The sequence below is a fragment of the Ideonella sp. genome, from assembly GCF_035254525.1.
Lineage (GTDB): Bacteria > Pseudomonadota > Gammaproteobacteria > Burkholderiales > Burkholderiaceae_C > Ideonella.
The window spans coordinates 37804-61035 of the sequence record NZ_DATFAN010000119.1; the positions used below are offsets into that span (position 1 = coordinate 37804).

Genomic DNA, 23232 nt, shown 5'->3' on the forward strand with positions numbered 1-23232 from the left:
AGGCCATGCAAGCCCCCAAGCTCGTCATCCTCGGCCGCGACGGCATCCTGAACCGGTTCCGAGAGGACCACGTCAAGGAGCCGGCCGAGTGGGAGCCGATCCCCGGCGCGCTGGAGGCGGTGGCCAGGCTCAACCACGCCGGCTGGCACGTCGTGGTCGCGACCAACCAGGCCGGCATCGGCCGCGGCATGATCGACATGGCCGCGGTCAATGCCGTGCACCTGCAGATGATGAAGATGCTGGCGGCCAAGGGTGGCCGGCTCGACGCGGTGTTCTTCTGCCCGCACACGCGGGAAGAGAACTGCGACTGCCGCAAGCCGCTGCCGGGCATGATGCTCGACATCGCCGAGCGCTATGGCACCTCCCTGGCCCAGGTGCCGATGGTGGCCGACACGCTGCGCGATCTGCAGGCCGCGCGCGCGGCGGGCTGCCCGCCGCACCTCGTGCGCACCGGCCGCGCGAGCCTGGTGGGTGACGGCGAGCTGGCGCAGTGGCTCGCCAGCGTGCCGGGCACCGTCGTGCACGACGACCTGCCCGCCTTCGCCAGCTATCTGCTGCACCAGGAACTGGCCGCGCGCTTCGCCGTCTGACGCCCCGGTTCTGCTTGTCCATGCAACGCCTCGGCTGGATCCTGCGCTCGGCGCTGTTCTTCCTCTGGTTGGCCGTGACGGTGGTGCCCTGGGCGAGCTTCGTCGTGCTGATGTCGGTCTTCGTGCGCGGCACGCCGCTGTACTGGGTCTGCGCCCGCTGGCTCGCCGTCGCCATCTGGGGCGCGCGCGTGATCTGCGGCGTGTGTTGGCAGGTCCACGGCATGGACAACGTGCCCACCGCGGCCGACGCGCGCGCTGCGGTGCTGCTCGCGCCGAAGCACCAGTCGACCTGGGAGACCTTTGCCTTCCCGATGTTGATGCCCCACCCGCTGTGCTACGTGTTCAAGCGCGAGCTGCTGTGGATCCCGTTTTTCGGCTGGGCGATCGGCAGCCTGGACATGATCCACATCGACCGCAGCCGGCGCACCGAAGCGTGGAGCAAGGTCGCCGAGCAGGGCAAGCGCTACATGGCCCAGGGCAGCTGGGTCATCATGTTCCCCGAGGGCACGCGCACCCCGCGCGGCCAGCAGGGCACCTACAAGACCGGCGCGTCGCGCCTGGCGATCAGCGCCGGCACGCCGATCGTGCCGATCGCCGTGACCTCGGCGCGCTGCTGGCCGCGCAAGAGCTTTCTGCTGCGCCCGGGCGTGATCGACGTCTCGATCGGCCAGCCGATCCCCGTGCAGGGCCGCCAGCCCGACGAATTGATGCGTGAGGTCGAGGCCTGGATCGAGGCCGAGATGCGCCGGCTCGACCCCGAGGCGTACTGAGCGCTCCGGACGGTGCTGAAAGCGGCGCCGCGCCGCCCCTAAAATGCGCGCTCATGCCGCGCCGGCCCGACGCCTCACCACCCGAACAGCTGTCGCTGTTCGACGCGCCGCCACCTCCGCCATCCGGGGGCGCCGCGCAGCCTCCCGGGTCCGCCGCCGTGCGCCCACCGTCGCCCGCGCGAGACGCCGCGCCGGCCGAGGCGCCTGCCGCCGCGCCGCCCGCCCCGTTGATGCACCGCCACCCGCGCGCCGACCGTGAGATCCGCCTCGGCGAGTGCCAGGTCGCCTACCTGTTGCGCCGGGCACGCCGCAAGTCGATCGGCTTCACCGTTGGCCCGGAGGGGCTGGCGGTCAGTGCACCACGTTGGGTCGGCCAGGGCGAGATCGAAGCCGCGCTGCGCGAGAAGTCGGGCTGGATCCTGCGCAAGCTGGCCGAGCAGCGCGAGCGCCAGCGCCGTGTCGAGGCGGCGCGTGTCGAGTGGCGCGACGGCGCGAGCCTGCCGTTCCTCGGCGAGACGGTGATCCTGGTGCTCGACCCACGGGTGGCCGGCGCGGTGCTGAACACCGACGCCCAGGCCCTGCCTGGCGTGCCGAAGCTCACGCTGCACATCGGCCTGCCGCAATCGGCGGCGCCGGCGCAGATCTGCGATGTGGTGCAGAGCTGGCTGCAGCGGCAGGCGCGCCGCCTCTTCGAGGAGCGCTGCAACGAATTCGCCGGCCGCCTGGGCGTGCGCGTCAAGCGCCTGCGGCTGAGCTCCGCCCAGACCCGCTGGGGCAGCGCCTCGGCGGACGGCTCGATCCACCTCAACTGGCGCCTGGTCCATTTCGGGCTGCCGGTGATCGACTACGTCGTCGCGCACGAGTTGGCGCACCTGCGCGAAATGAACCACAGCGCGGCGTTCTGGGACGTGGTCCGCTCGGTCATCCCCGACCTCGAAGACCGCAAGGCCGCGCTGCGCGACCCGGTGCTGCCGGTGTTTGCCTGAGCGGCTCGGGGCGAGCCCCAAAACGGTGCCGATTCGTGGCACTGGCAGCATCGATTCCACTGTGGTTCCCCCCAAAGGGGGATGGTCTGACCGCCGCTTCACAGGCACAGTCCTGCTATTCGCTGTCATCACGAGGCGAGCAGGGACGGTCCAGGGAGGATCGGGCGGGGATGCCGCAAAACCCGTGGGGCCGGTCGGCAGTCATGCCGACCGGCCTTCTTATTGGTGCCTTGCCCGCGCGCTCGGCGCTCGGCGTTCAGCGTTCAGGCCAGGGGGGAGAACCGCCACACCCCGTCGGCGCCGGCCTCGGCGCGCACGCGGCCCTGGCTTTGCAGCGCATGCAGGTGGGCGATGGCCTCGCCCATCGCGAAGGTCGTCTGATGCAGGTCAAGCGTTCGCTTGAACAGCACCGGCAGCAGGTCCGCCGCGCTCGTCGGCCGCTCGGCACACGCGGCCAGCGCCTCGGCCAGCCGCTCGTCGTGGTGGGCCAGCAACTGCGCAATGCGCTCGTGCAGGCCTTTGAAGGGCTTGCCGTGCGAGGGCAGCACCAGGGTGTCGGCGGGCAAGGCCGTCAGGCGCGAAATCGATTCGAGGTACAGCGGCAGCGGGTCGGCCTCGGGTTCGAGGTCGATCACGCTGACGTTGGTCGAGATGCGCGGCAGCACCATGTCGCCCGAAATCAGCACCTCGAGCGACGGCGCGAACAGGGCGATGTGCTCGGGCGCATGGCCGTAGCCGGCGATGGCCTGCCACTCGACATCGCCGATGCGGATGCGCTGGCCGTCCATCAGGCGGCGGAACGCCCCCGGCACCGACGGCACCATCGAGGCGTAGTAGTTGCGCCGGGCACGCACCTTGTCGAGCGCATCGGGGTCGGTCAGGCCGTGGCTGGCGAAGAAGCGCGCGGCGCTGTCGCCACCGTAGCCGGTGGTCTGCTGGCTGGCCATGCGCGCGGCGTTCCAGTCGGTCGCGCTGACCCAGAGACGGCAGTTCCAGCGCTCGCACAGCCAGTCGGCCAGCCCGATGTGGTCTGGGTGCATGTGGGTCACCAGCACGCGCAGCACCGGCAGGCCGTCCAGCCCGCTGGCGAAGACCTGCTCCCACGCGGCGCGGGTCGCGTCGGCCGCGATGCCGCAGTCGACGATGGCCCAGCCCTCGCGGCCGGCCCCGTCGCGGTCGCGCAGCAGCCACAGGTTGATGTGGTCCAGCGCGAAGGGCAGGCCGGTGCGCAGCCAGCGCACGCCCGGCGCGACCTCGATCACCTCGCCGAAGGCGGGCAGCCGGTCGCCCAGCGGGTAGTTCAACTGGCTCTCGTGGGGATTGCTCATGGGGGAGGCGGGCCGCGGCTCGCGTAGACTGACGTTTACGTTAACGTCAAGTCTACCCATGAGTGCTCCTGCGCGCCCGAAGGCGGCCCTGGCAGCGGCGGACCCCGCCGCGCCGACATTCACGATCACCGAGCTCGCCCAGGAATTCGACATCACCCCGCGCGCGATCCGCTTCTATGAGGATGTGGGCCTGCTCGAGCCCGCCCGCGCCGGCCGCAACCGCGTCTACACCCACCGCGACCGCACCCGGCTCAAGCTGACGCTGCGCGGCAAACGGCTCGGCCTGTCGCTGCAGGAGGTCAAGCAGCTGGTCGACATGTACGAGTCCGGCAGCGACGAGCGGCCGCAACTCGAGGCCTTCCTGCTTGTGCTGGCGGAGCATCGCCGCCAGCTCGAGCAGCAGCTGGACGACATCCAGGTCACCCTGGCCGAGATCGAGCAGCACGAGGCCCGCTGCCGCGCACTGATTGGCGCCAGCGCCAAGGCCGCGCCGGCGCCGCGCAGCCGGCCGCGTCGCCCTGCTCGCGCAGCCTAGCCCCCGACCCGCTCCCTACACTGGCGCATCACCGCCGTTGCCGACCTGCCATGTCCACTGAACTGAACGAACTGTTCGACAACAACCGACGCTGGGCCGAGGCCACCGAGGCGCGCGAGCCGGGCTTCTTCACCCGGCTGCTGAACCAGCAGACGCCGCAGTACCTGTGGATCGGCTGTGCCGACAGCCGGGTGCCGGCCAACGAGCTGGTCGGCCTGCTGCCGGGCGAGCTGTTCGTGCATCGCAACGTCGCCAACGTGCTGGTGCACTCCGATCTGAACGCGCTGTCGGTGATCCAGTTCGCGGTCGACGGGCTGAAGGTGCAGCACATCATCGTCGTCGGCCATTCGAACTGCGGCGGTGTCAAGGCGGCGCTGCACAACAGCCGGCTGGGCCTGGTCGACAACTGGCTTCGCCACGTGCAGGACGTGCGGCACCAGCACCGCGCCTGGCTCGATGGCGTCGCGCCTGACGCCCAAGTCGATGCGCTGGTCGAGCTGAACGTGCTCGAGCAGGCGCGCAACGTCTGCATGACGACGGTCGTGCAGGACGCCTGGGCGCGCAGCCAGACGGTGGTCGTGCACGGCTGGGTCTACGGCCTGCACAACGGCCTCATCGACGACCTGCGCATGACGGTGGCCGGCCCGGGCGACGTGGACGAGGCCTATGCCGCCGCGCTGGCCGGCATCCATGCGCGCTACGCGACCGAGACGCGCTGATGTTTCCCCAGCAGCTCACCGACACCCGCGCGTTCGACATCGCCACGGCGATGCTCGAGGGCTTCAACAAGCACTACCGCCTGTTCCGCGAAGCCAGCCACACGGCCAAGCTGCGCTTCGAGCAGGCCGACTGGCACGGCCAGCAGCGTGCGCAGCGCGAGCGCATCGAGTTCTACGACCGCCGTGTCGAAGAGAACGCCGAGCGGCTGCAGACCGAGTTCAAGGCGTCCTCGCTGTCGATGGAGGTCTGGCAGCAGGTCAAGCTGCACTACATCGGCCTGCTGACCAACCACCACCAGCCCGAGCTGGCCGAGACCTTCTTCAACTCGGTGACGACGAAGATCCTGCACCGCAGCTACTTCCACAACGACTTCATCTTCGTGCGGCCGGCGGTCTCGACCGAGTACATCGAGAACGACGAGCCCGCCGCGACGCCGACCTACCGCTGCTACTACCCGACGCGCGAGACCTTGCGCGACGCCGTGCTGCGCATGATCACCAACTTCCAGCTCGCGCGCGAGTTCGAGGACCTGGGGCGTGATGTCGACCAGGTGCTGGCGGCGGTGTTCAAGGCGCTGGGCGATTTCCGGCCGCGCGCGAACTTCCAGATCCAGGTGCTGTCCAGCCTCTTTTACCGCAACAAGGGCGCCTACGCGGTCGGCAAGATCGTCAACGGCTTCTCCGAGCTGCCGTTCGCGCTGCCGATCCTGCACACGCCCGCCGGCCAGCTCGCGATCGACGCGGCGCTGTTCGGCGAGGACGACCTGCTGCTGCTGTTCAGCTTTGCGCGGGCCTACTTCCTGGTCGAGATGGAAGTGCCCTCGGCCTATGTGCAGTTCCTGCGCTCGATGATGCCGCGCAAGCCCCGCTGGGAGCTCTACAACGCCATCGGGCTGCAGAAGCAGGGCAAGAACATCTTCTACCGCGATTTCCTCTATCACCTGCGCCACAGCTCGGACCGCTTCCGCATCGCGCCGGGCATCAAGGGCATGGTGATGCTGGTGTTCGACCTGCCGAGCTTTCCGTTCGTCTTCAAGGTCATCAAGGACTACTATCCTCCCCAGAAGGACACCTCGCGCGAGCAGATCCAGGGCAAGTACCTCCTCGTCAAGCAGCACGACCGCGTCGGGCGCATGGCCGACACGCTGGAGTTCAGCAACGTCGCCTTCCCGCGCTCACGCTTCGAGGACGAGCTGATCGACGAGCTTCGGACGTACTGCCCGAGCCTGCTCGAGATCTCCGACCGCGACGGCGACGGCCACGCCGAGGTGATCCTCAGCCATGTCTACATCGAGCGGCGCATGATCCCGCTGAACATCTTCCTGCAGGACGCAACGCCGCAGCAGACCGAGCATGCGGTGATCGAGTACGGCAATGCGATCAAGGACCTGGTGGCCGCCAACATCTTCCCCGGCGACATGCTGTGGAAGAACTTCGGCGTCACCCGCCACGGCAAGGTCGTGTTCTACGACTACGACGAGATCGAGTACGTCACCGACTGCAACTTCCGCCGCGTGCCGACCCCGCGCAACGAGGAAGACGAGATGTCGGGCGAGGTCTGGTACTCGGTGGGCAAGCACGATGTGTTTCCCGAGACCTTCGGCCCCTTCCTGCTCGGCAACCCGGGGGTGCGCGAGGTCTTCATGAAGCACCACGCCGACCTGCTGGACCCCGAGTTCTGGCAAAGCCACAAGCAGCGCATCGCCGCCGGCCATGTGCTCGACGTGTTTCCGTACGACCCGGCCAAGCGCTTCGCCGCGCAGCGCCGCGGCCCGGCCCTCCCCAGCGCGCACTTCTGAGCTGCCGCGCGATTTGTTGAACTGCAAAGGAGTCCACCATGGCTGAATCCATCGTCATCGTTTCCGCCGCGCGCACGCCCATCGGCGGCCTGCTCGGCGACTTCTCCTCGCTGGCCGCCTGGGAACTCGGCGGCGTCGCGATCAAGGCGGCCGTCGAGCGTGCCGGCGTGCCGGGCGACGCGGTCGACGAGGTGCTGATGGGCAACTGCCTGATGGCCGGCCAGGGCCAGGCGCCGGCACGCCAGGCCATGCGCCGCGCCGGCCTGCCGGATTCGACCGGCGCCGTCACGATGAGCAAGATGTGCGGCTCGGCCATGCGCTCGATGATGTTCGCGCACGACATGCTCGCCGCCGGCTCGGCCGAGGTGATGGTCGCCGGCGGCATGGAGAGCATGACCAACGCGCCGCACCTGATGTTCGCGCGCAAGGGCGTGAAGTACGGTGCGACGCAGATGTACGACCACATGGCCATGGACGGCCTGGAAGACGCCTACGAGCGGGGCAAGGCGATGGGCGTGTTCGCCGAATCCTGCGTCGCCAAGTACCAGTTCAGCCGCGAGGCGATGGACCAGTTCGCGATCGCGTCGACGCAGCGTGCCAAGCAGGCCAACGAGGACGGCAGCTTCGCCTGGGAGACCGCGCCGGTCACGCTGGCCGGCAAGGCCGGCGACACCGTGATCAAGTTCGACGAGCAGCCCTTCAAGGCCAAGCTCGACAAGATCGCCGGCCTGAAGCCCGCGTTCAAGAAGGATGGCCTGATCACCGCCGCCACCTCGTCGAGCATCTCCGACGGCGCGGCCGCGCTGATGCTGATGCGCGAGTCCACGGCGGCGAAGTTCGGCGCCAAGCCGATCGCCCGCATCGTCTCGCACGCCGTGCACGCACAGGCGCCCGAGTGGTTCAGCACGGCGCCGGCCGGCGCGATCCAGAAGGCGCTGGCCAAGGCCGGCTGGAGCGCGAACCAGGTCGACCTGTGGGAGGTCAATGAGGCCTTTGCCGCCGTCACGATGGCGGCGATGGCCGAGTTCAAGCTGCCGCACGAGATCGTCAACGTGCACGGCGGCGCGTGCGCGCTGGGCCACCCGATCGGCGCCTCGGGCGCGCGCATCGTCGTCACGCTGCTGGGCGCCTTGCGCAAGCAAGGCAAGAAGCGCGGTGTCGCGTCGCTGTGCATCGGCGGCGGCGAAGCCACCGCGCTGGCGGTCGAACTGCTGTAAGGGCCCGGCATGGACGGCCTTGGCATCCATGACCTGGCGCTGTTCACGCTGACGGTGTTCGTGCTCAACGCGACGCCGGGCGTGGACATGCTCTACACCGTGGGCCGCACGCTGACCGGTGGCTGGCGGGCCGGGCTGGCGGCGACGTTGGGCGTGTGCTCGGGCTGCGTCGTGCACACGCTGGCGGCGGCCTTCGGCCTGGCGGCGCTGATGGCGGTGTCGGCCTGGGCCTTCTCGCTCGTCAAGTGGGCTGGCGCGGCCTACCTCGTCTGGCTCGGCTTGGGCATGCTGCGCGATGCCTTGCGCAGCACCGCCGCGGCGCCCGCCAGCGCACCGCCGCTGGCCCGGGCCTCCTGGTCGCAGGTCTACCGCCAGGGCGTGCTGACCAACGTGCTGAACCCGAAGGTGGCGTTGTTCTTTCTCGCCTTCCTGCCGCAGTTCATCGTGCCGGACGCCGAGCACAAGACGCTGGCCTTCCTGGCCCTGGGTACCTGGTCGATCGTGCAGGGCATGCTCTTCCTCGTCGTTCTTGTCGCGCTGACCGCATCCCTGCGGCGGCTCGGCGGCTCGCCGCGGCTGGCGCGCGCGCTCAACGCCGCGGGCGGGTTGCTCTTCGTCGGGCTCGCGGCGCGGCTCGCGCAGGCCGAGGTGCAGGCATGACAACCACCCTGATCATCGGCGCCTCGCGCGGCATCGGATTCGAGCTGACCAAGCAGTGCCTCGACGAGGGCGGCCGTGTCTTCGCCACCGCTCGCGACGACGCGGCGCTGGCGCGCCTGCGCGCGCTCGGCGCGCGCGTGCTGCGGCTGGACGTGGCCGACACGGCCAGCGTCTCGGGCCTGGCCTGGCAGCTCGACGGCGAGGCGCTCGACACGGTCGTCGTCAGCGCCGGCGTCTACGGCCCGAGCACCAGCGCGCTGCAGACCCCGACCGAGCAAGACTTCGACCGCGTGATGCACACCAACGTGCTGGGCCCCATGCGCGTGATCCCGCAGCTGGCCGATGCGCTGGCCGAGGGCGCCCGGCTCGGCGTGATCTCGTCGCGCATGGGCTCGATGGGGCTGCGCACCAGCACCAGCGGCTGGCTCTACCGCGCGTCGAAGGCGGCCCTCAACTCGGTGCTGAAGGATGCGTCGATCGCGCTCGCCGGCAGAGCGATCTGCGTCGCGCTGCACCCGGGCTGGGTGCGCACCGACATGGGCGGCACCGGCGCCGACCTCGACGTGGCCGACAGCGTGCGCGGTTTGCGCGCGACGCTCGCCGCCCTGACCCCGGCCGACAACGGCCGCTTCCTGAACTACGACGGCCAGGCGCTGGCCTGGTGAGAACTCGAACCGGAGACCTTCGATGCTGCTGAACGACGACCACCGCGCGGTGCAGGACGCCGTGCGCGCCTTCGTGCAAGACCAGATCGCGCCGCATGCCGCGCGCTGGGACAAGGAGCACCACTTTCCCGCGGCCGAATTGAAGGGCCTGGCCGAGCTCGGCTGCTATGGCGTCGCGGTGCCGACCGAGTACGACGGCGCGGGGCTGGACTACCTCGCGCTGGCCCTCATCCTCGAGGAGATCGCCGCCGGCGACGGCGGCACCTCGACGGTGGTCAGCGTCAACAACTGCCCCGTCTGCTCGATCCTGATGGCCTTCGCCAACGAGGATCAGAAGCAGCGTTTCCTCAAGCCGCTGGCGCGCGGCGAGATGCTGGGCGCCTTCTGCCTGACCGAGCCGCACGTCGGCTCGGAGGCCGGCGGCCTGCGCACGACAGCCGTGCCCGATGGCGACCACTACGTGCTCAACGGCGTCAAGCAGTTCATCACCAGCGGCAAGAACGGTGACGTGGCGATCGTGATGGCGGTGACCGACAAGGCGGCCGGCAAGAAGGGCATCAGCGCCTTCGTCGTGCCGACCGACACCCCCGGCTACACGGTGGCCCGCATCGAGGACAAGATGGGCCAGCACAGCTCGGACACGGCGCAGATCCTGTTCGAGAACTGCCGCATCCCGGCCGCCAACCGTCTCGGCGACGAAGGCCAGGGCCTGAAGATCGCGCTGTCGGGGCTTGAGGGCGGGCGCATCGGCATCGCGAGCCAATCGGTCGGCATGGCGCGCGCGGCCTTCGAGGCGGCGCTGAAGTACGCGAAGGAGCGCGTGGCCTTCGGCCAGCCGATCTTCGAGCACCAGGCGGTGCAGCACAAGCTGGCCGACATGGCCACGCAGATCGAGGCGGCGCGCCAGCTCATCTGGCACGCCGCCAGCCTGAAGGACGCAGGCCGGCCCTGCCTGAAGGAGGCCGCGATGGCCAAGCTGTTCGCCAGCGAGATGGCCGAGAAGGTCTGCTCGGCGGCGATCCAGGTGCATGGCGGCTACGGCTACGTCAGCGACTTTCCGGTCGAGCGCATCTACCGCGACGTGCGGGTGTGCCAGATCTACGAAGGCACCTCGGAAGTCCAGAAGATCCTGATCGGGCGCGCGCTGGCCTGAGCGTTGGCACGAACGCGGCCGCCCGGCACTCAATCGGCGGCCGGCAGCACCAGCGTGAAGCAAGAGCCCTGACCCGGCTCGCTCTCGACCTCGATCGCGCCACCCATCGCCCGGGCCAACTGCTGCGACAGCGCCAGCCCCAGGCCCGTGCCCTCGATGCCGCTGCGCTGCACGCCCAGGCGATCGAAGGGGGTGAACAGGCGGGCACGCTGGTCGGGGTCCAGGCCGCGGCCGGTGTCGATCACCCGCAAGGCGATCGCGCCGCCGTCGCCCGCCTGGTGCTCGGCTTCGAGCCGCAGCGTGCCGTGCAGCCGGTTGTACTTGACCGCGTTCGACAGCAGGTTGGTCAGGACCTGGCGCAGCCGCGTCGGGTCGGCCTGCACCATCCAGGGCTGCGTGCGGTCGATGTGGGGCTCGAACACCAGGCCGGCCTGGGCCGCGCGGCCGGCGAGCATCACCCAGCATTCGTCGATCAGCGCCAGCAGGTCGACCGGCCGCGCGTCGACGCGCAGCTGGCCCGTCTGCACGCTCGACAGGTCGAGCACGTCGTCGACCAGCGCCAGCAGGTGGTTGCCGCTTCGCAGGATGGCGTGGGTCCAGGCCAAGTGCCGCGGCGCGAGCATGCTGTCCATCTCGAGCAGTTGCGAGAAGCCCAGGATCGCGTTCAGCGGCGTGCGCAGCTCGTGGCTGACGCGCGAGAGGAATTCGGTCTGCGCGCGGTTGGCGGCCTCGGCGCGGTCGCGCGACTGGCGCAGCGCCTCGGCCTGCTTGCGCTCGGTGATATCGGTGTGGGTGCCGATCATGCGCAGCGGCCGGCCGGCCTCGTCGCGGGCGATCACCATGCCGCGCGTCAGGATCCACTTCCAGCTGCCATCCTTGCACTGCACGCGGTGCTCGTTGGTGTAGCTCGGCGCGCGGCCGCTGAAATGGTCTTCGCGCGCCTGCAGCATGCCGGCGATGTCATCGGGGTGGGTGCGGCGGTCCAGTTCGATGGACAGGTCGTCGATCTCGTCGTCGGCCCAGCCGTACATCTCGCGCAGCCGGCGCGAGTAGATCTCCTCGCCGGTCTGCACGTACCAGTCCCACACGCCGTCGCCGGTGGCTTCGAGCGCGAGCTTCCACATCGCGTCGCGCTCGCGGCTCCTGGCCAGCACCTGCTCGGCCTGCACGCGCTCGGTGATGTCCTCGATCGTGCCTTCGTAGTAGCACAGCGTGCCGTCCTCGGCCCGCACCTCGTGTGCACACTCGCTGACCCAGCGCCGCTCGCCGGTCTTGTGGCTGACGACCTCGGAGACGAAGCCGTCGACGCGCCCGTCGTGCGCGAGCTGCGCGCCGAATTCGGCCCGGCGGCCCGGCTGCACGTACCAGGCCTGGCCGCTGTCGTTGGCCAGGGCCAGCATCTCGGCCTCGCTGGCGCAGCCGTTCAGCTTCACCAGCGCGGGGTTCGCGCGCACGAGACGGCGCCCCGGCGCTGCGCGGTAGGCGCCGATCGGCAGGAAGTCGAACAGCGACGCAAAGTCGTCCGCGGGCATGAGGATGGGCTGCAGGCGCTGGGGCGCCGAGTGGCGAAGCGCCGATTTTCGCCGCGTGGCAAGCCGCCGCGGCGGGATCATTGCATGCGCGAGATCGCCGGGGAGGAGGGGGCGACCTCAGTCGCGCGGCAGGTACAGCCGGTCGGAGTAGGTGGCCAGCCACTCGGGGCGCAGCGCGACGAAGATGGCCACCATCATGCCGGTCAGGAAGGCGTCGCCCCAGGCCGCCAGCCAGCGGCCGACTGCGAGGTCGGCGACCAGCGTGCCGGCCGGTGAGCCGTGCCAGGCCAGCGCCAGCCAGCCCGAGATGGCCAGCGCCAGCAGGCTTGCAAAGAAGCCGCGGCCGAGGATGTAGACGAACAGATGGTGCGGCAGCCAGCGCCGGATCGCAGCACCCAGCCCCAGCGCCAGCGTGGCGGGCACGATGCCGAGCCACACCATGCGGTGCAGCGCCTCGGCCGGCGCCAAATCGCCCAGCCCCGCCGCGATCAACGCCACCGGCACCAGCGCCAGCATGGCGAGCGGCCAGCCGGCCATCAGCATCAGCAGGCAGGCGCCCGACAGCGGCTGCGCGATCGGCATGTGGACCAGCGTGTCGGCACACCACAGCAGGGGCAACACGGCCCACCAGGCCAGCCACGGCCAGGGGGGGGCGCCACCGGCCAGCACGCGCCACGGCCGGGTGGCGGCGGCCGCCGCCAATGCCAGCACGAGCACGATCGTCTCCAACGCCATCGGCGCATGCTACGGGCTATGCCGCCGGGGCCGGGTGATCGGGGTCAAGCCGGTGCCAGCGCCCAGTGTTTCAGCGTATCGTCGCCCGCATGAAAGCGCCGATCGACTTCTACTTCGACTTCTCTTCGCCGTACTCCTACATCGCCAACGAATGGATCGACGCGATGGCCGCGCGCCACGGCCGCACGGTGCAGCGTCGGGCGATCCTGCTCGGCGTGACCTTCTCGGCGGCCGAGCTGAAAAGCCCGGTGTCGTACCCGATCAAGCGCGACTATGCGATGCGCGACTTCCAGCGCTCGGCGCGCTTCGAGCGCGTGCCCTATGTGCAGCCCGATCCCTTCCCGATCCCGACGCAGAACGCGGCCCGCGTGTTCTGGTGGCTGAAGGACAGCGAGGGTGAGACGGCCGCCGCGGCCTGGGCGCGGGCGGGCTTCCGTGCCTTCTTCACCCGCGGCGTGCCGCTGAACGAACCGGCTGCGCTGAAGGCACTGGCCGGCGAGGCGGGGCTGGACCCCGAGGCGGCCGAGCAGGCCTGGAACAACCCGATGTGGAAGGAGCGCCTGAAGCGCGCCAACGACGAGGCCATTGCCGCCGGCGTGTTCGGCGCGCCGCACTTCGTGATCGACGGCGAGCCCTTCTGGGGCAACGACCGCAAGCCGCAGATCGAGCAATGGCTCGCGAGCGGGCCTTTCTAGCGTCGCTTCACAGCGCCGCGATCGAGATCACCTTGCGCTCGGCGGGCGCCGCGACGGCGGGCGCTTGGCCGGCGGCGAAGCGCGCCAGCAGATCCTGCGCCTGAGCGCGCGCGGTGACCACGTTGGCCAGCTTCACATGCCCATACCCGCGGATGCGCTCGGGCAGCCTGGCCAGCGCCACGGCGGCGGCGTGGTTGGCGTGGCTCAAGCTCGGCAGCAGCTTGTCGCGCACGAGCTGCTCGTAGTCATCGGCCAGCTGGCGCTCCATGCGGCGCTCTTCGGTGTGGCCGAAGGGGTCGAGCCAGCTGCCGCGCACGCGGCGCGCCTTGGCCAGCAGCTTGAACGCCGTCAGCATCCACGGCCCGAAGCTCATCTTGCGCGGCTTGCCGTCCGGCCCACGGCGCGCCAGCAGCGGCGGGGCCATGTGGAAGCGCAAAGATCCGGCGTTCTCGAACTGTTCGGCCAGCGCCGCCTGGAAACGCCCGTCGGTGTACAGCCGCGCCACCTCGTACTCGTCCTTGACCGCCAGCAGCCGCGCGAACTGGCGCGCCACGGCCTCGGTCAGCGGCGTGCCGTCCACGTGGCCCATCGCCACCTCGCGCACGTGCACCGCCTGCACAAGCTCCAGGTAACGCTGGGCCAGCGCGGCGTTCTGGTACTCGGTCAGGAACTGCGTGCGCCGCTCGACCAGTGCGCCGGGGCCGAACAGCCGCTCCTTGACCGGCGCGGCCTGCGCCGGCTTGCCCGCCAGCCGGTCGATCGCCGCCGGGTCCGCCGCCGCGATGCGCCCGAGCGCGAAGGCGATCTTGTTGCCTTCGATCGCCACGCCGTTGAGCTCGATCGCGCGCAGCAGCGCTGCTTCGCTGACCGGCACCAGCCCGCGCTGGAACGCGGCGCCGAGCATCACGATGTTGCTGGGCATCGTGTCGCCCATCAGCGCCTGGGCCAGCGCCTGGGCATCGAGCATGCTCACGCGCTCGTCACCGGCGGCGTGGCGCAGCTTGGCCAGCAGCGCCTGCGCCTGCAGGCTCGCGTCGGGGTTGCGCACGAAGGCGGCGGTGGCCAGCTCGTGGGTGTTGGCCAGCACGACGGTGCGGCCGTGCTTGACCGTGCCCAGCGCATCGGCCGAGGCGCCCACCACCATGTCGCAGGCCAGCAGCACGTCAGCCTGCTGGGTATCGATGCGCACCTGGTTCAGCAGGTCCGGCGTCGGCGCCACGCGCACGAAGCTCAGCACCGCACCGCCTTTTTGCGCAAAGCCCATGAAGTCCAGCACCGAGCTTTGCTTGCCTTCCAGGTGCGCGGCCATCGTGATCAGCGCGCCGACCGTCACGACACCCGTGCCGCCCACGCCGGTGACCAGCATGTCGAAGGGGCCCGTCCAGGCCCACGGCGCGGGTGAGCCGATGCGTGCGATCTCACGCGCCAGGTCCTCGGCCGTGAACTTGGCGCCGGCCTTCTTCTTCAGCACCGCGCCCTCGATGGTCACGAAGCTCGGGCAGAAGCCGTTCAGGCAGGAGAAATCCTTGTTGCACGAGCTTTGCTCGATCTGGCGCTTGCGGCCCCAGTCGGTCTCCACCGGAATCACGCTCAGGCAGTTGGAGGCCTGGCCGCAGTCGCCACAGCCTTCGCACACCGCCTCGTTGATGAACACGCGCCGAGGCGGGTCGGGGAACTCGCCCTTCTTGCGCCTGCGGCGCTTCTCGGCCGCGCAGGTCTGGTCGTAGATCAGCAGCGTGACGCCCTCGACCTCGCGCAGCTCGCGCTGCACGGCGTCCATGTCGCCGCGGTCGTGGAAGGTGGTGCCGGCTGGGAACTCGCCGTGGTGGCCGTCGTACTTGTCGATCTCGTCGGAGACGATCACCACGCGCTTGGCGCCTTCGGCCTCGACCTGGCGCGCGATCTCGGGCACGCTGATGTGGCCATCCACCGGCTGGCCGCCGGTCATCGCCACCGCGTCGTTGTACAGCAGCTTGTAGGTGATGTTGGTGCCCGCGGCGATCGCCTGGCGGATGGCCAGCAGGCCGGAGTGGAAGTAGGTGCCGTCGCCCAGGTTCTGGAAGACGTGCTTTTCCTTGGTGAAGCGCGAGTGCGCCGCCCAGTCGACGCCTTCGGCGCCCATCTGGATCAGGCCCGAGGTGCCGCGCTCCATCCAGCTGGCCATGAAGTGGCAGCCGATGCCGGCCAGCGCGCGCGAGCCTTCGGGCACCTTGGTGCTCGAGTTGTGCGGGCAGCCGGAGCAGAAGTAGGGCTGGCGGCGCACGGCGTCGGCCTCGTTGTGCAGCAGTGCGGGCATCAAGAAGTCGACCACGCGCTCGCGCCGGTCCAGCGCCGGGTTCAAGCGGGCCAGCCAGTCGGCCACGGTGGGCATGATGCGCGACGGGCGCAGCTCGCCCAGCGCCGAGAGCAGCGGCTCGCCGTCGGGGGTGGTCTTGCCGGCGATGCGCGGCCGCTGACTGTCGGGCAGGCCGTAGAGCAGCTCCTTGAGCTGGCGCTCGACCACCGGCGCCTTCTCCTCGATCACCAGGATCTCTTCGAGCCCGCGCGCGAAGTCCAGCATGCGCGTGGGCTCCAACGGGAACACCAGCCCCACCTTGTAGACGCGCACGCCGGCGGCGGCCAGTGCGTTCGGGTCCAGGTCGAGCCGGCGCAGCACTTCCATGAAGTCGTAGTGCGCCTTGCCGACGGTGATGATGCCCAGCGTCGCCGCCGGGCTGGACACGATGTGCTTGTCGACCGAGTTCACGCGGGCGAAGGCGCGCACCGCGTCGAGCTTGGCGGCCAGGCGCTCCTCCAGCCCCAGCGAGGGCAGGTCGACCGCGCGCACATGCAGGCTGCCCACCGAGGCGGGCGGCTGGGCATCCACCGGCATCACGAAATCCAGCGGCACGTCGTCGAGGTCCACCGTCATGCCCGACTCGACGACCTCGGAGATGGCCTTGAAGCCGACCCAGGCGCCCGAGAAGCGCGACAGCGCCCAACCGTACAGGCCGAACTCCAGGTACTCGGCCACGTTGGCCGGGTGCAGCACCGGCATGCTCCAGGCCTGCATCGCCACGTCGCTCTGGTGCGGCATCGACGAGCTCACGCAGCCGTGGTCGTCGCCGGCCACCACCAGCACGCCGCCCTGGGCGCTCGAGCCATAGACGTTGCCGTGCTTGAGCGCGTCGCCCGAGCGGTCCACGCCCGGGCCCTTGCCGTACCACAGCGCGAACACGCCGTCGACGGTGCGCTGCGCGTCCAGCGCCACGCGCTGCGTGCCCAGGCAGGCGGTGGCGGCCAGGTCCTCGTTGATCGCGGGCAGGAACTGCACGCTGGCCGCGGCGAGAAACTTCTTGGCCTTCCACATCTGCTGGTCGACCATGCCCAGCGGGCTGCCGCGGTAGCCCGAGACGAAGCCGGCGGTGTGCAGGCCCGCTGCTTCGTCCAGGCGCTTCTGCATCAGCGGCAGGCGCACCAGCGCCTGGGTGCCGGTGAGGAAGACGGTGCCGCGTGAAGCGGCCAGGTTGTCGGTCAGCGCGTAGTCACGCAGCGGTTGGCGCAAGGCGGCAGCGGTGTTCATGGCGGCGCTTGATGAAGGGCAAATGGTGGCGTCGATTCTCCCCATCAACTGGAAACGTGTCGTTCCCCATCGACGCCGATTCGACTATTCTTGAGCTTGTTTGTTTCCGCGAAAGCAGAAAATCGAAATGATCGAACTCGACCGCACGACGCGCCGGCTGATTGATGTCCTGCAGCGCAAGGGCCACCAGAGTGCACAGCAGCTGGCCGAGGCCGTCGGCATGTCGGCCACGCCGGTCTGGCGCCGGCTGAAGGAGCTGGAGCAAAGCGGGGTGATCCGCCGCGAGGTGGTGTTGATGGACCGCGAGAAGCTCGGCCTGGCGATCTGCGTCTGGGCCCACGTCTCGCTGGTGCGCCACACCGACGGTGCGGTGGAGGATTTCGAGCGCCTCGCGCTCGCGAGCCCGGAGATCATGGAGTGCGCCAGCATCACCGGCGAAGCCGACTACGTGATCAAGGTGGTGGTGCCCGACATGAAGGCCTACGATCGCTTCCTGCAGGAGCGCCTGTTCAAGCTCAAGGGCGTGTCCAGCATCCGCACCAACGTCGTGTTGCGGGAAGTGAAGTACGAAACCGCCTTGCCGCTTCCGCCGGGTTGAACTCAGGCCGCGGCGCGTGGCGGCTGGCGCAGCATCGCGTCCAGCGTGTCGACCAGTTCGACCCAGTCGGCATCGCTCTTCCAGGCGCTGCGCAGGAAGGCGGCCTGCGATTCGGTCCAGAACGGCGCGTCAGGCAGAATCACGTCGCCTGGCAAGGGCGCATGGTGAGCCACGAAGCGCTCGATCGACACGGCATCGTCCGGCAGCCCGAGCTGGGCGAAGAGTTGCGCGAGCGAGTGGACAGGCTGGTCCATGAGATCTCCGTTGCAAGGAGTTGCGGATGTCCGTCGGTGACGATGGTATGTTCCGCGCCGCCGAGCGGCCCTGCCCGCCCATCCAAAGCCCTGTTGTGAGATTACCGATTACCGACGCCGCGGCGCAAGGCAGCGCCCGGCCCCAATTCATTCCGGCCACGCTGCCGCGCCATCGCGATGCGCTGCTGCCGTCGGCCTGGATCGACCTGGCCAAGGCGCTGGCGTCGCAGTTGATCGTCTGGCATCACCTGGCCCTGTACGGCCCGATGTGCGACGTGGCGCGCTCGCTCGCGCCCGAGTTGCTCGATCTGCTGGCGCAACACGCGCGCCTGGTCGTGCAGGTGTTTCTCGTCGTCGGCGGTTTCCTCGCCGCCAATTCGCTGTGGCCGTCGCCCGGGCTGCCACCCAAGGTCGGCTGGCGCGACGTGCCGGGCCAGGTGTGGCGGCGCTACCAGCGGCTCGCGCGGCCCTACCTGCTGGCGGTGATGGCGGTGATCGTCGCGGCCTGGGCGGCGCGGGGCCTGATCGATCACCCGACGATCCCTGCCGCGCCCGAGCCGGGCCAGCTCGCGGCGCACATTGCGCTGATGCAGGACGTGATGGGCTTCGATTCGCTGTCGGCCGGCTTCTGGTACGTGGCAGTCGATTTCCAGCTCTTCGCGCTGCTGGTGGTGCTGGCCGCGGCACTGCGCGGCCTGCCGGGCCACACGGCGCGGCGCGCGTCGACCGCGACGGCGGTGCTGGTCGCGCTGGTGCTGCTGTCGCTGCTGTGGTGGAACCTCGAGCCCTCGCTGGACGCCTACGCCGCGTACTTCGCGGGCGCCTACGGGCTGGGCGTGCTGGCGCGCTGGGCGCGCGGCGCGCGGGGTGGGCGCGAAGGCGCGGCGCTGGGCCTCGCGTTGATCATCGGGATCGCGCTGGTCGTCGAGTGGCGCAGCCGCATCGCGCTGGCCGGGGCGACCGCGCTGCTGCTGTGCCTGGTGCCCGAGCCGGCGAGCCTGCGTGCCGCGCCAGCGCGCGCCGGGCGGGCGCTGCTGGGCTTCCTGTCGCGCGTGTCCTATCCGGTGTTCCTGCTGCACTACCCGGTGATCCTGCTCACCGGCGCGGTGGTCAACAGCCTGTGGCCCGAGTCGCCCGAGATGAACGGGCTGGGCATGGTGCTGGCGTGGGGCTTGAGCCTGGCCTCGGGTGCGGCGATGCACCGGGCCCTCGAGCACTAGCCTGCCCGTCGAAGCGCCTCGGCCACGTCGGCGCGCAGCGCGCGCAGCGCGGCCAGCTCGGCGCCGGGGGCCTGCAGTGCGCTCCACAGCATCGCCGAGACGGCGCTGGCGGTGGCATCGATGTCGATCGGCTTGCCAGCGCCGGCGGCCTCGCCGCCCTGGGCCACGGCCTCCCACAGGATGTGCTCCATCGGCCCCAGCACCAGCGGGCGCAGCAGGCGCAGCGGCAGGTCGCTGCGGAATTCGCCGCGGGCCTGGCCGCGGGCGAGCAGGTCCATCAGCGGCGCGGTGTAGCGGCGCTGCAGCGGCAGCAGCACCTCGCTGAAATCCTGGCCCTTGCTGCGGCCCTCGGAGAGCACCAGCGCGCACATCCCGGTGCCCTGGATCAGGAACAGGCGCAGGTGGGTGCGCACGAACCAGTCGAGTTGCATGCGGGCCGGCTGCTCGCGCGGCAGCCCGGCCTCGATGGCCGCGATGATCTCGTCGTACCAGTCGGTGATGACCCGCACGCACAGCTCGCGCTTGCCGTGGAAGTATGTGAACACCGTGGCTTCGGAGACGCCCAGGCGCTGCGCGATCTCGGTCGTCGTCGCGCGCTCATAGCCCTTCTCGGCAAACACCTCGCGGCCGACGCGCAGGATGTCGCGCGTGCGCTGTTCGCCCCGCGCGCCTGCCAAGGGGCGGCGTACGGCCGGGGCGGCCGCGGGGCTGGTGGCGGGGCGGCGGTGGGCGCGGGTCGACATGAATTGAGTATTACTCAACAATCCCTTGCGGTGCAAGCCGGCGGCTGATAGATTTCGCGTCGACATACCTTGCGCAGTCTGCTTCTTCGACGGCGCCGGGTCATTATTGAGACACGCTCAACTCGATTCACCAGGAGCCCCCGATGTTCGAATCCACCTTCTCGTTCCCGCTGGGTGAGGACATCGCCGCGCTGCGCGAGGCCGTGCGCGACTTTGCCCAAGGCCAGATCGCCCCGCGCGCCGCGCAGATCGACCGCGACAACCTCTTCCCGGCCGACCTGTGGCGCCAGCTCGGCGAGCTGGGCGTGATGGGCCTGACCGTGCCCGAGGCCTACGGCGGCACGCCGCTGGGCTACCTCGCCCACATGGTCGCGATGGAAGAGATCAGCCGCGCCAGCGCCTCGGTGGGCCTGAGCTACGGCGCGCACTCGAACCTGTGCGTGAACCAGATCAACCGCAACGGCAACGAGGCGCAGAGAAAGAAGTACCTGCCCAAGCTGATCTCGGGCGAGCATGTCGGCGCGTTGGCCATGAGCGAGCCCGGCGCCGGCTCCGATGTCGTCAGCATGAAGCTCAAGGCCGAGAAGAAGGGCGACCGCTACCTGCTCAACGGCAGCAAGATGTGGATCACCAATGGCGGCGATGCCGACACACTGGTGGTCTACGCCAAGACCGAGCCCGAGCTGGGCGCGCGCGGCATGACCGCCTTCATCATCGAGAAGGGCTTCAAGGGCTTCAGCAAGGGCGAGCACCTGGACAAGCTCGGCATGCGCGGCTCCAACACCTACCCGCTGTTCTTCGACAACTGCGAGGTGCCGGCCGAGAACGTGCTGGGTGTCGAAGGCCAGGGCACCAAGGTGCTGATGAGCGGGCTGGATTACGAGCGCGTCGTGCTCTCGGGCGGCCCGCTGGGCATCATGGCCGCCTGCATGGACGTGGTCGTGCCCTTCGTCCACGAGCGCAAGCAGTTCGGGCAGAGCATCGGCGAGTTCCAGCTGATGCAGGGCAAGCTGGCCGACATGTACTCCACCTTCCAGGCCTGCCGCGCCTACGGCTACGCGGTCGCGCAAGCGTGCGACCGCGGCGACCACGCCCGCACGCTGCGCAAGGATGCTGCCGGCGTCATCCTCTACACCGCCGAGAAGGCCACCTGGATGGCCGGCGAGGCGATCCAGGCGCTGGGCGGCGTGGGCTACACCAGCGAGTTCCCCACCGGCCGGCTGTGGCGCGACGCCAAGCTGTACGAGATCGGCGCCGGCACGAGCGAGATCCGCCGCATGCTGATCGGCCGCGAGCTGTTCGCCGAGACCTGCTGACATGGCGACCATCGTCTCGAAGCTCAACCCGCGCAGCGAGGATGCCAAGGCCAACGCCGCCGCGATGCGCGCGCTGGTCGACGACCTGAATGCCAAGCTCGCGAAGATCGCCGAAGGCGGCGGCGAGGCCGCGCGCGCCAAGCACCTGGGCCGCGGCAAGCTGCTGCCGCGCGAGCGGGTCGAGATGCTGCTCGACCCCGACACGCCGTTCCTCGAGATCGCGCCGCTGGCTGCACTCGGCATGTACCCCGAGAAGGACGGCTCGAACGCCGCGCCGGCGGCCGGCATGATCGCCGGCATCGGCCGCATCGGTGGCGTCGAGTGCATCGTCGTCTGCAACGACGCGACGGTCAAGGGCGGCACCTACTACCCGATGACCGTCAAGAAGCACCTGCGGGCGCAGGAGATAGCGCAGCAGAACCGGCTGCCCTGCGTCTACCTGGTCGATTCCGGCGGTGCCAACCTGCCGAACCAGGACGAGGTCTTCCCCGATCGCGACCACTTCGGCCGCATCTTCTACAACCAGGCCAACCTGTCGGCGCAAGGCATTCCGCAGGTGGCGGTGGTGATGGGCTCGTGCACGGCCGGCGGCGCCTACGTGCCGGCGATGAGCGACGAGACCATCATCGTCAAGAACCAGGGCACGATCTTCCTCGGCGGCCCACCGCTGGTGAAGGCGGCGACCGGCGAGGTCGTCAGCGCGGAAGACCTCGGCGGCGGCGACGTGCACACGCGCCTGTCCGGCGTGGCTGACCACCTGGCCGAGAACGACCTGCACGCGCTGGCGCTGGCGCGCCAGGTCGTCGGCAGCCTGAACTGGCGCAAGGACGTGCCGGTGGCGCTGCGCGAGCCGCAGCCGCCGAAGTACGCCGCCGACGAGCTGCTCGCGGTGATCCCCACCGATACCCGCAAGCCCTTCGACGTGCGCGAGATCATCGCCCGCGTCGTCGATGGCTCCGAGTTCGACGAGTTCAAGGCCCGCTACGGCACCACGCTGGTCTGCGGCTTCGCCTGGATCGAGGGCATGCCGGTCGGCATCGTCGCCAACAACGGCATCCTGTTTGCCGAGAGTGCGAACAAGGGTGCGCACTTCATCGAGCTGTGCTGCCAGCGCAAGGTGCCGCTGGTGTTCCTGCAGAACATCACCGGCTTCATGGTCGGCCGCAAGTACGAGAACGAGGGCATCGCCCGCGCCGGCGCCAAGATGGTAACCGCCGTGGCCTGCGCCAACGTGCCCAAGTTCACCGTGATCATCGGCGGCTCGTTCGGCGCCGGCAACTACGGCATGTGCGGCCGCGCCTACTCGCCGCGTTTTCTGTGGATGTGGCCGAACGCGCGCATCAGCGTGATGGGCGGCGACCAGGCCGCGAGCGTGCTGGCCACCGTGCGCCGCGACGGCATCGAGGCCAAGGGCGGGCAGTGGAGCGCCGACGAAGAGGAAGCCTTCAAGGCGCCGATCCGCCGCCAGTACGAAGTGCAGGGCCACCCCTACTACGCCAGCGCGCGGCTGTGGGACGACGGCGTGATCGACCCGGTGGACACGCGCCGCGTGCTGGCGCTGGGTTTGTCGGCATCGCTGAACGCCCCGATCCCCGACGCGAAGTTCGGCGTCTTCCGGATGTGATGACGATGGCGCCGGTCGACATCGTCCATGCTCTGTGGCAGCGCTTCGAGGCGCGTGACTGGGCTGGCGCACGCGCGCTGTTGCGTGACGATGCCGCGTTGCATTGGCCGACTTCGGGTGAGCACTTCGATGACGCGGACGCGGCGATCAAGGTGCAGTCGATCTACCCGGAGGGGTGGTCGATCCGCGTCATCGAAGTGAACGAGCTCACCGATGGCCGAGTGCACTCGGCGATCGAGGTCACCCATGGCGAGCATCGCTTCTTCGCCAACTCGCTGTTTCGCTTCGAGGGCGCGCTGATTGCCGAGATCACCGAGTATTGGGGCACCTTCGAGGAACCACCCGCTTGGCGCTCCGCGGAAACGATTGGGGCATATCGGCGTGAATGAGTCGCTCCACGGTTGGCGCGGGATCGGGGGGCCGGGGTGCCCCCTTCCGCTCATGTCCCCCGCCGATCGCCTGCGGCGCTCGGCTCCTCCTAATACTTCGCTGCAGGGGGCACCCCATCCCCCCGATCAGGCACGGGCTTCT

At 69.8% G+C, this 23232-nt stretch carries 22 protein-coding genes; 16 read left to right on the forward strand and 6 right to left on the reverse strand.

Translation table 11 applies throughout. The annotated features are described in order from the left end of the window. Window positions 1–5: 5 nt before the first annotated feature. Genes gmhB through VJ693_RS11890 form a run of 3 tightly spaced genes read left to right on the forward strand, consistent with a single transcriptional unit; the run spans window position 6 to window position 2346 of the window. Entirely contained in the window at window positions 6–590 is a 585-nt protein-coding gene (gmhB, locus tag VJ693_RS11880) for a D-glycero-beta-D-manno-heptose 1,7-bisphosphate 7-phosphatase (RefSeq protein ID WP_324154358.1), read from the forward strand. Window positions 591–610: 20 nt separating this feature from the next. Beyond that, on the forward strand, window positions 611–1360 hold the full coding sequence (locus VJ693_RS11885; protein ID WP_324154360.1) for a lysophospholipid acyltransferase family protein: 750 nt from the start codon (window positions 611–613) through the stop codon (window positions 1358–1360). A 53-nt stretch (window positions 1361–1413) separates the two neighbouring features. Beyond that, window positions 1414–2346: a SprT family zinc-dependent metalloprotease gene (locus VJ693_RS11890; protein ID WP_324154362.1), complete on the forward strand. Its 933-nt coding sequence runs from the start codon at window positions 1414–1416 to the stop codon at window positions 2344–2346. Between the two features lie 263 nt (window positions 2347–2609). Here the strand turns inward: VJ693_RS11890 and VJ693_RS11895 are convergent, their stop codons facing one another. Continuing rightward, window positions 2610–3674: an MBL fold metallo-hydrolase gene (locus tag VJ693_RS11895; RefSeq protein ID WP_324154363.1), complete on the reverse strand. Its 1065-nt coding sequence runs from the start codon at window positions 3672–3674 to the stop codon at window positions 2610–2612. Window positions 3675–3732: 58 nt separating this feature from the next. On the opposite strand from VJ693_RS11895, the gene VJ693_RS11900 reads away from it, so the two are divergent. From VJ693_RS11900 to VJ693_RS11930, 7 genes are read left to right on the forward strand one after another with little or no spacing between them, the layout of a single operon-like run. Further along, entirely contained in the window at window positions 3733–4209 is a 477-nt protein-coding gene (locus VJ693_RS11900) for a MerR family DNA-binding transcriptional regulator (RefSeq protein ID WP_324154365.1), read from the forward strand. A 50-nt stretch (window positions 4210–4259) separates the two neighbouring features. After that, window positions 4260–4928: a carbonate dehydratase gene (gene can / locus VJ693_RS11905; RefSeq protein WP_324154366.1), complete on the forward strand. Its 669-nt coding sequence runs from the start codon at window positions 4260–4262 to the stop codon at window positions 4926–4928. After that, window positions 4928–6727, forward strand: coding sequence for a bifunctional isocitrate dehydrogenase kinase/phosphatase (gene aceK / locus VJ693_RS11910; RefSeq protein ID WP_324154367.1), 1800 nt, complete (start codon window positions 4928–4930; stop codon window positions 6725–6727). The genes can and aceK overlap by 1 nt, the downstream gene beginning before the upstream one ends. Window positions 6728–6765: 38 nt before the next feature. Beyond that, complete coding sequence (locus VJ693_RS11915) at window positions 6766–7944, forward strand: acetyl-CoA C-acyltransferase (protein ID WP_324154369.1); 1179 nt, start codon at window positions 6766–6768, stop codon at window positions 7942–7944. 9 nt (window positions 7945–7953) lie between these two features. Beyond that, window positions 7954–8604 (forward strand): LysE family translocator, encoded by a 651-nt coding sequence (locus tag VJ693_RS11920; RefSeq protein WP_324154371.1) that lies wholly within the window; start codon window positions 7954–7956, stop codon window positions 8602–8604. Further along, window positions 8601–9269: an SDR family oxidoreductase gene (locus VJ693_RS11925; RefSeq protein ID WP_324154373.1), complete on the forward strand. Its 669-nt coding sequence runs from the start codon at window positions 8601–8603 to the stop codon at window positions 9267–9269. The genes VJ693_RS11920 and VJ693_RS11925 overlap by 4 nt, the downstream gene beginning before the upstream one ends. A gap of 22 nt (window positions 9270–9291) precedes the next feature. Beyond that, a complete protein-coding gene (locus VJ693_RS11930; protein WP_324154375.1) occupies window positions 9292–10422 on the forward strand; it encodes an acyl-CoA dehydrogenase family protein in 1131 nt (376 codons plus the stop codon). A 29-nt stretch (window positions 10423–10451) separates the two neighbouring features. Here VJ693_RS11930 and VJ693_RS11935 read toward each other — a convergent pair whose 3' ends face one another. Together VJ693_RS11935 and VJ693_RS11940 are read right to left on the reverse strand one after the other, a co-directional pair. Continuing rightward, window positions 10452–11954, reverse strand: coding sequence for a PAS domain-containing sensor histidine kinase (locus VJ693_RS11935; protein ID WP_324154377.1), 1503 nt, complete (start codon window positions 11952–11954; stop codon window positions 10452–10454). A gap of 117 nt (window positions 11955–12071) precedes the next feature. Further along, entirely contained in the window at window positions 12072–12689 is a 618-nt protein-coding gene (locus VJ693_RS11940) for a hypothetical protein (protein ID WP_324154379.1), read from the reverse strand. 89 nt (window positions 12690–12778) lie between these two features. On the opposite strand from VJ693_RS11940, the gene VJ693_RS11945 reads away from it, so the two are divergent. Then, window positions 12779–13384, forward strand: a complete 606-nt coding sequence (locus VJ693_RS11945) for a 2-hydroxychromene-2-carboxylate isomerase (protein ID WP_324154381.1) — start codon at window positions 12779–12781, stop codon at window positions 13382–13384. A 7-nt stretch (window positions 13385–13391) separates the two neighbouring features. Here VJ693_RS11945 and VJ693_RS11950 read toward each other — a convergent pair whose 3' ends face one another. Continuing rightward, window positions 13392–16946 carry an indolepyruvate ferredoxin oxidoreductase family protein gene (locus VJ693_RS11950; protein WP_324154382.1) on the reverse strand — a complete coding sequence of 1185 codons (3555 nt, stop codon included), beginning with the start codon at window positions 16944–16946 and terminating at the stop codon, window positions 13392–13394. Window positions 16947–17073: 127 nt separating this feature from the next. On the opposite strand from VJ693_RS11950, the gene VJ693_RS11955 reads away from it, so the two are divergent. Further along, complete coding sequence (locus tag VJ693_RS11955) at window positions 17074–17544, forward strand: Lrp/AsnC family transcriptional regulator (protein WP_414652266.1); 471 nt, start codon at window positions 17074–17076, stop codon at window positions 17542–17544. Between the two features lie 2 nt (window positions 17545–17546). On the opposite strand, the gene VJ693_RS11960 is transcribed toward VJ693_RS11955, so the two are convergent. Then, entirely contained in the window at window positions 17547–17798 is a 252-nt protein-coding gene (locus VJ693_RS11960) for a DUF2789 domain-containing protein (RefSeq protein ID WP_324154383.1), read from the reverse strand. Between the two features lie 95 nt (window positions 17799–17893). Here VJ693_RS11960 and VJ693_RS11965 point away from each other — a divergent pair, with 95 nt between their 5' ends. Then, on the forward strand, window positions 17894–19018 hold the full coding sequence (locus tag VJ693_RS11965) for an acyltransferase family protein (protein ID WP_324154385.1): 1125 nt from the start codon (window positions 17894–17896) through the stop codon (window positions 19016–19018). Here VJ693_RS11965 and VJ693_RS11970 read toward each other — a convergent pair. After that, the gene (locus VJ693_RS11970) at window positions 19015–19761 is read right to left on the reverse strand and encodes a helix-turn-helix domain-containing protein (RefSeq protein ID WP_324154386.1); all 747 of its coding nucleotides are present in this window, start codon (window positions 19759–19761) and stop codon (window positions 19015–19017) included. The two genes, VJ693_RS11965 and VJ693_RS11970, sit on opposite strands and share 4 nt — an antisense overlap. Window positions 19762–19904: 143 nt before the next feature. Here VJ693_RS11970 and VJ693_RS11975 point away from each other — a divergent pair, with 143 nt between their 5' ends. Genes VJ693_RS11975 through VJ693_RS11985 form a run of 3 tightly spaced genes read left to right on the forward strand, consistent with a single transcriptional unit; the run spans window position 19905 to window position 23090 of the window. Beyond that, window positions 19905–21077, forward strand: coding sequence for an isovaleryl-CoA dehydrogenase (locus VJ693_RS11975; protein WP_324154388.1), 1173 nt, complete (start codon window positions 19905–19907; stop codon window positions 21075–21077). Window position 21078: 1 nt separating this feature from the next. Continuing rightward, a complete protein-coding gene (locus VJ693_RS11980) occupies window positions 21079–22701 on the forward strand; it encodes a carboxyl transferase domain-containing protein (RefSeq protein WP_324154390.1) in 1623 nt (540 codons plus the stop codon). A gap of 5 nt (window positions 22702–22706) precedes the next feature. Next, entirely contained in the window at window positions 22707–23090 is a 384-nt protein-coding gene (locus VJ693_RS11985) for a hypothetical protein (RefSeq protein WP_324154392.1), read from the forward strand. Window positions 23091–23232: the final 142 nt, after the last annotated feature.

Coding starts and splice junctions, on each gene's coding strand:
- gmhB (WP_324154358.1), top strand. CDS start 6: ATGCAAGCCCCCAAGCTCGTCATCCTCGGCCGCGACGGCATCCTGAAC.
- VJ693_RS11885 (WP_324154360.1), top strand. CDS start 611: ATGCAACGCCTCGGCTGGATCCTGCGCTCGGCGCTGTTCTTCCTCTGG.
- VJ693_RS11890 (WP_324154362.1), top strand. CDS start 1,414: ATGCCGCGCCGGCCCGACGCCTCACCACCCGAACAGCTGTCGCTGTTC.
- VJ693_RS11895 (WP_324154363.1), bottom strand. CDS start 3,674: ATGAGCAATCCCCACGAGAGCCAGTTGAACTACCCGCTGGGCGACCGG.
- VJ693_RS11900 (WP_324154365.1), top strand. CDS start 3,733: ATGAGTGCTCCTGCGCGCCCGAAGGCGGCCCTGGCAGCGGCGGACCCC.
- can (WP_324154366.1), top strand. CDS start 4,260: ATGTCCACTGAACTGAACGAACTGTTCGACAACAACCGACGCTGGGCC.
- aceK (WP_324154367.1), top strand. CDS start 4,928: ATGTTTCCCCAGCAGCTCACCGACACCCGCGCGTTCGACATCGCCACG.
- VJ693_RS11915 (WP_324154369.1), top strand. CDS start 6,766: ATGGCTGAATCCATCGTCATCGTTTCCGCCGCGCGCACGCCCATCGGC.
- VJ693_RS11920 (WP_324154371.1), top strand. CDS start 7,954: ATGGACGGCCTTGGCATCCATGACCTGGCGCTGTTCACGCTGACGGTG.
- VJ693_RS11925 (WP_324154373.1), top strand. CDS start 8,601: ATGACAACCACCCTGATCATCGGCGCCTCGCGCGGCATCGGATTCGAG.
- VJ693_RS11930 (WP_324154375.1), top strand. CDS start 9,292: ATGCTGCTGAACGACGACCACCGCGCGGTGCAGGACGCCGTGCGCGCC.
- VJ693_RS11935 (WP_324154377.1), bottom strand. CDS start 11,954: ATGCCCGCGGACGACTTTGCGTCGCTGTTCGACTTCCTGCCGATCGGC.
- VJ693_RS11940 (WP_324154379.1), bottom strand. CDS start 12,689: ATGGCGTTGGAGACGATCGTGCTCGTGCTGGCATTGGCGGCGGCCGCC.
- VJ693_RS11945 (WP_324154381.1), top strand. CDS start 12,779: ATGAAAGCGCCGATCGACTTCTACTTCGACTTCTCTTCGCCGTACTCC.
- VJ693_RS11950 (WP_324154382.1), bottom strand. CDS start 16,946: ATGAACACCGCTGCCGCCTTGCGCCAACCGCTGCGTGACTACGCGCTG.
- VJ693_RS11955 (WP_414652266.1), top strand. CDS start 17,074: ATGATCGAACTCGACCGCACGACGCGCCGGCTGATTGATGTCCTGCAG.
- VJ693_RS11960 (WP_324154383.1), bottom strand. CDS start 17,798: ATGGACCAGCCTGTCCACTCGCTCGCGCAACTCTTCGCCCAGCTCGGG.
- VJ693_RS11970 (WP_324154386.1), bottom strand. CDS start 19,761: ATGTCGACCCGCGCCCACCGCCGCCCCGCCACCAGCCCCGCGGCCGCC.
- VJ693_RS11975 (WP_324154388.1), top strand. CDS start 19,905: ATGTTCGAATCCACCTTCTCGTTCCCGCTGGGTGAGGACATCGCCGCG.
- VJ693_RS11980 (WP_324154390.1), top strand. CDS start 21,079: ATGGCGACCATCGTCTCGAAGCTCAACCCGCGCAGCGAGGATGCCAAG.
- VJ693_RS11985 (WP_324154392.1), top strand. CDS start 22,707: ATGGCGCCGGTCGACATCGTCCATGCTCTGTGGCAGCGCTTCGAGGCG.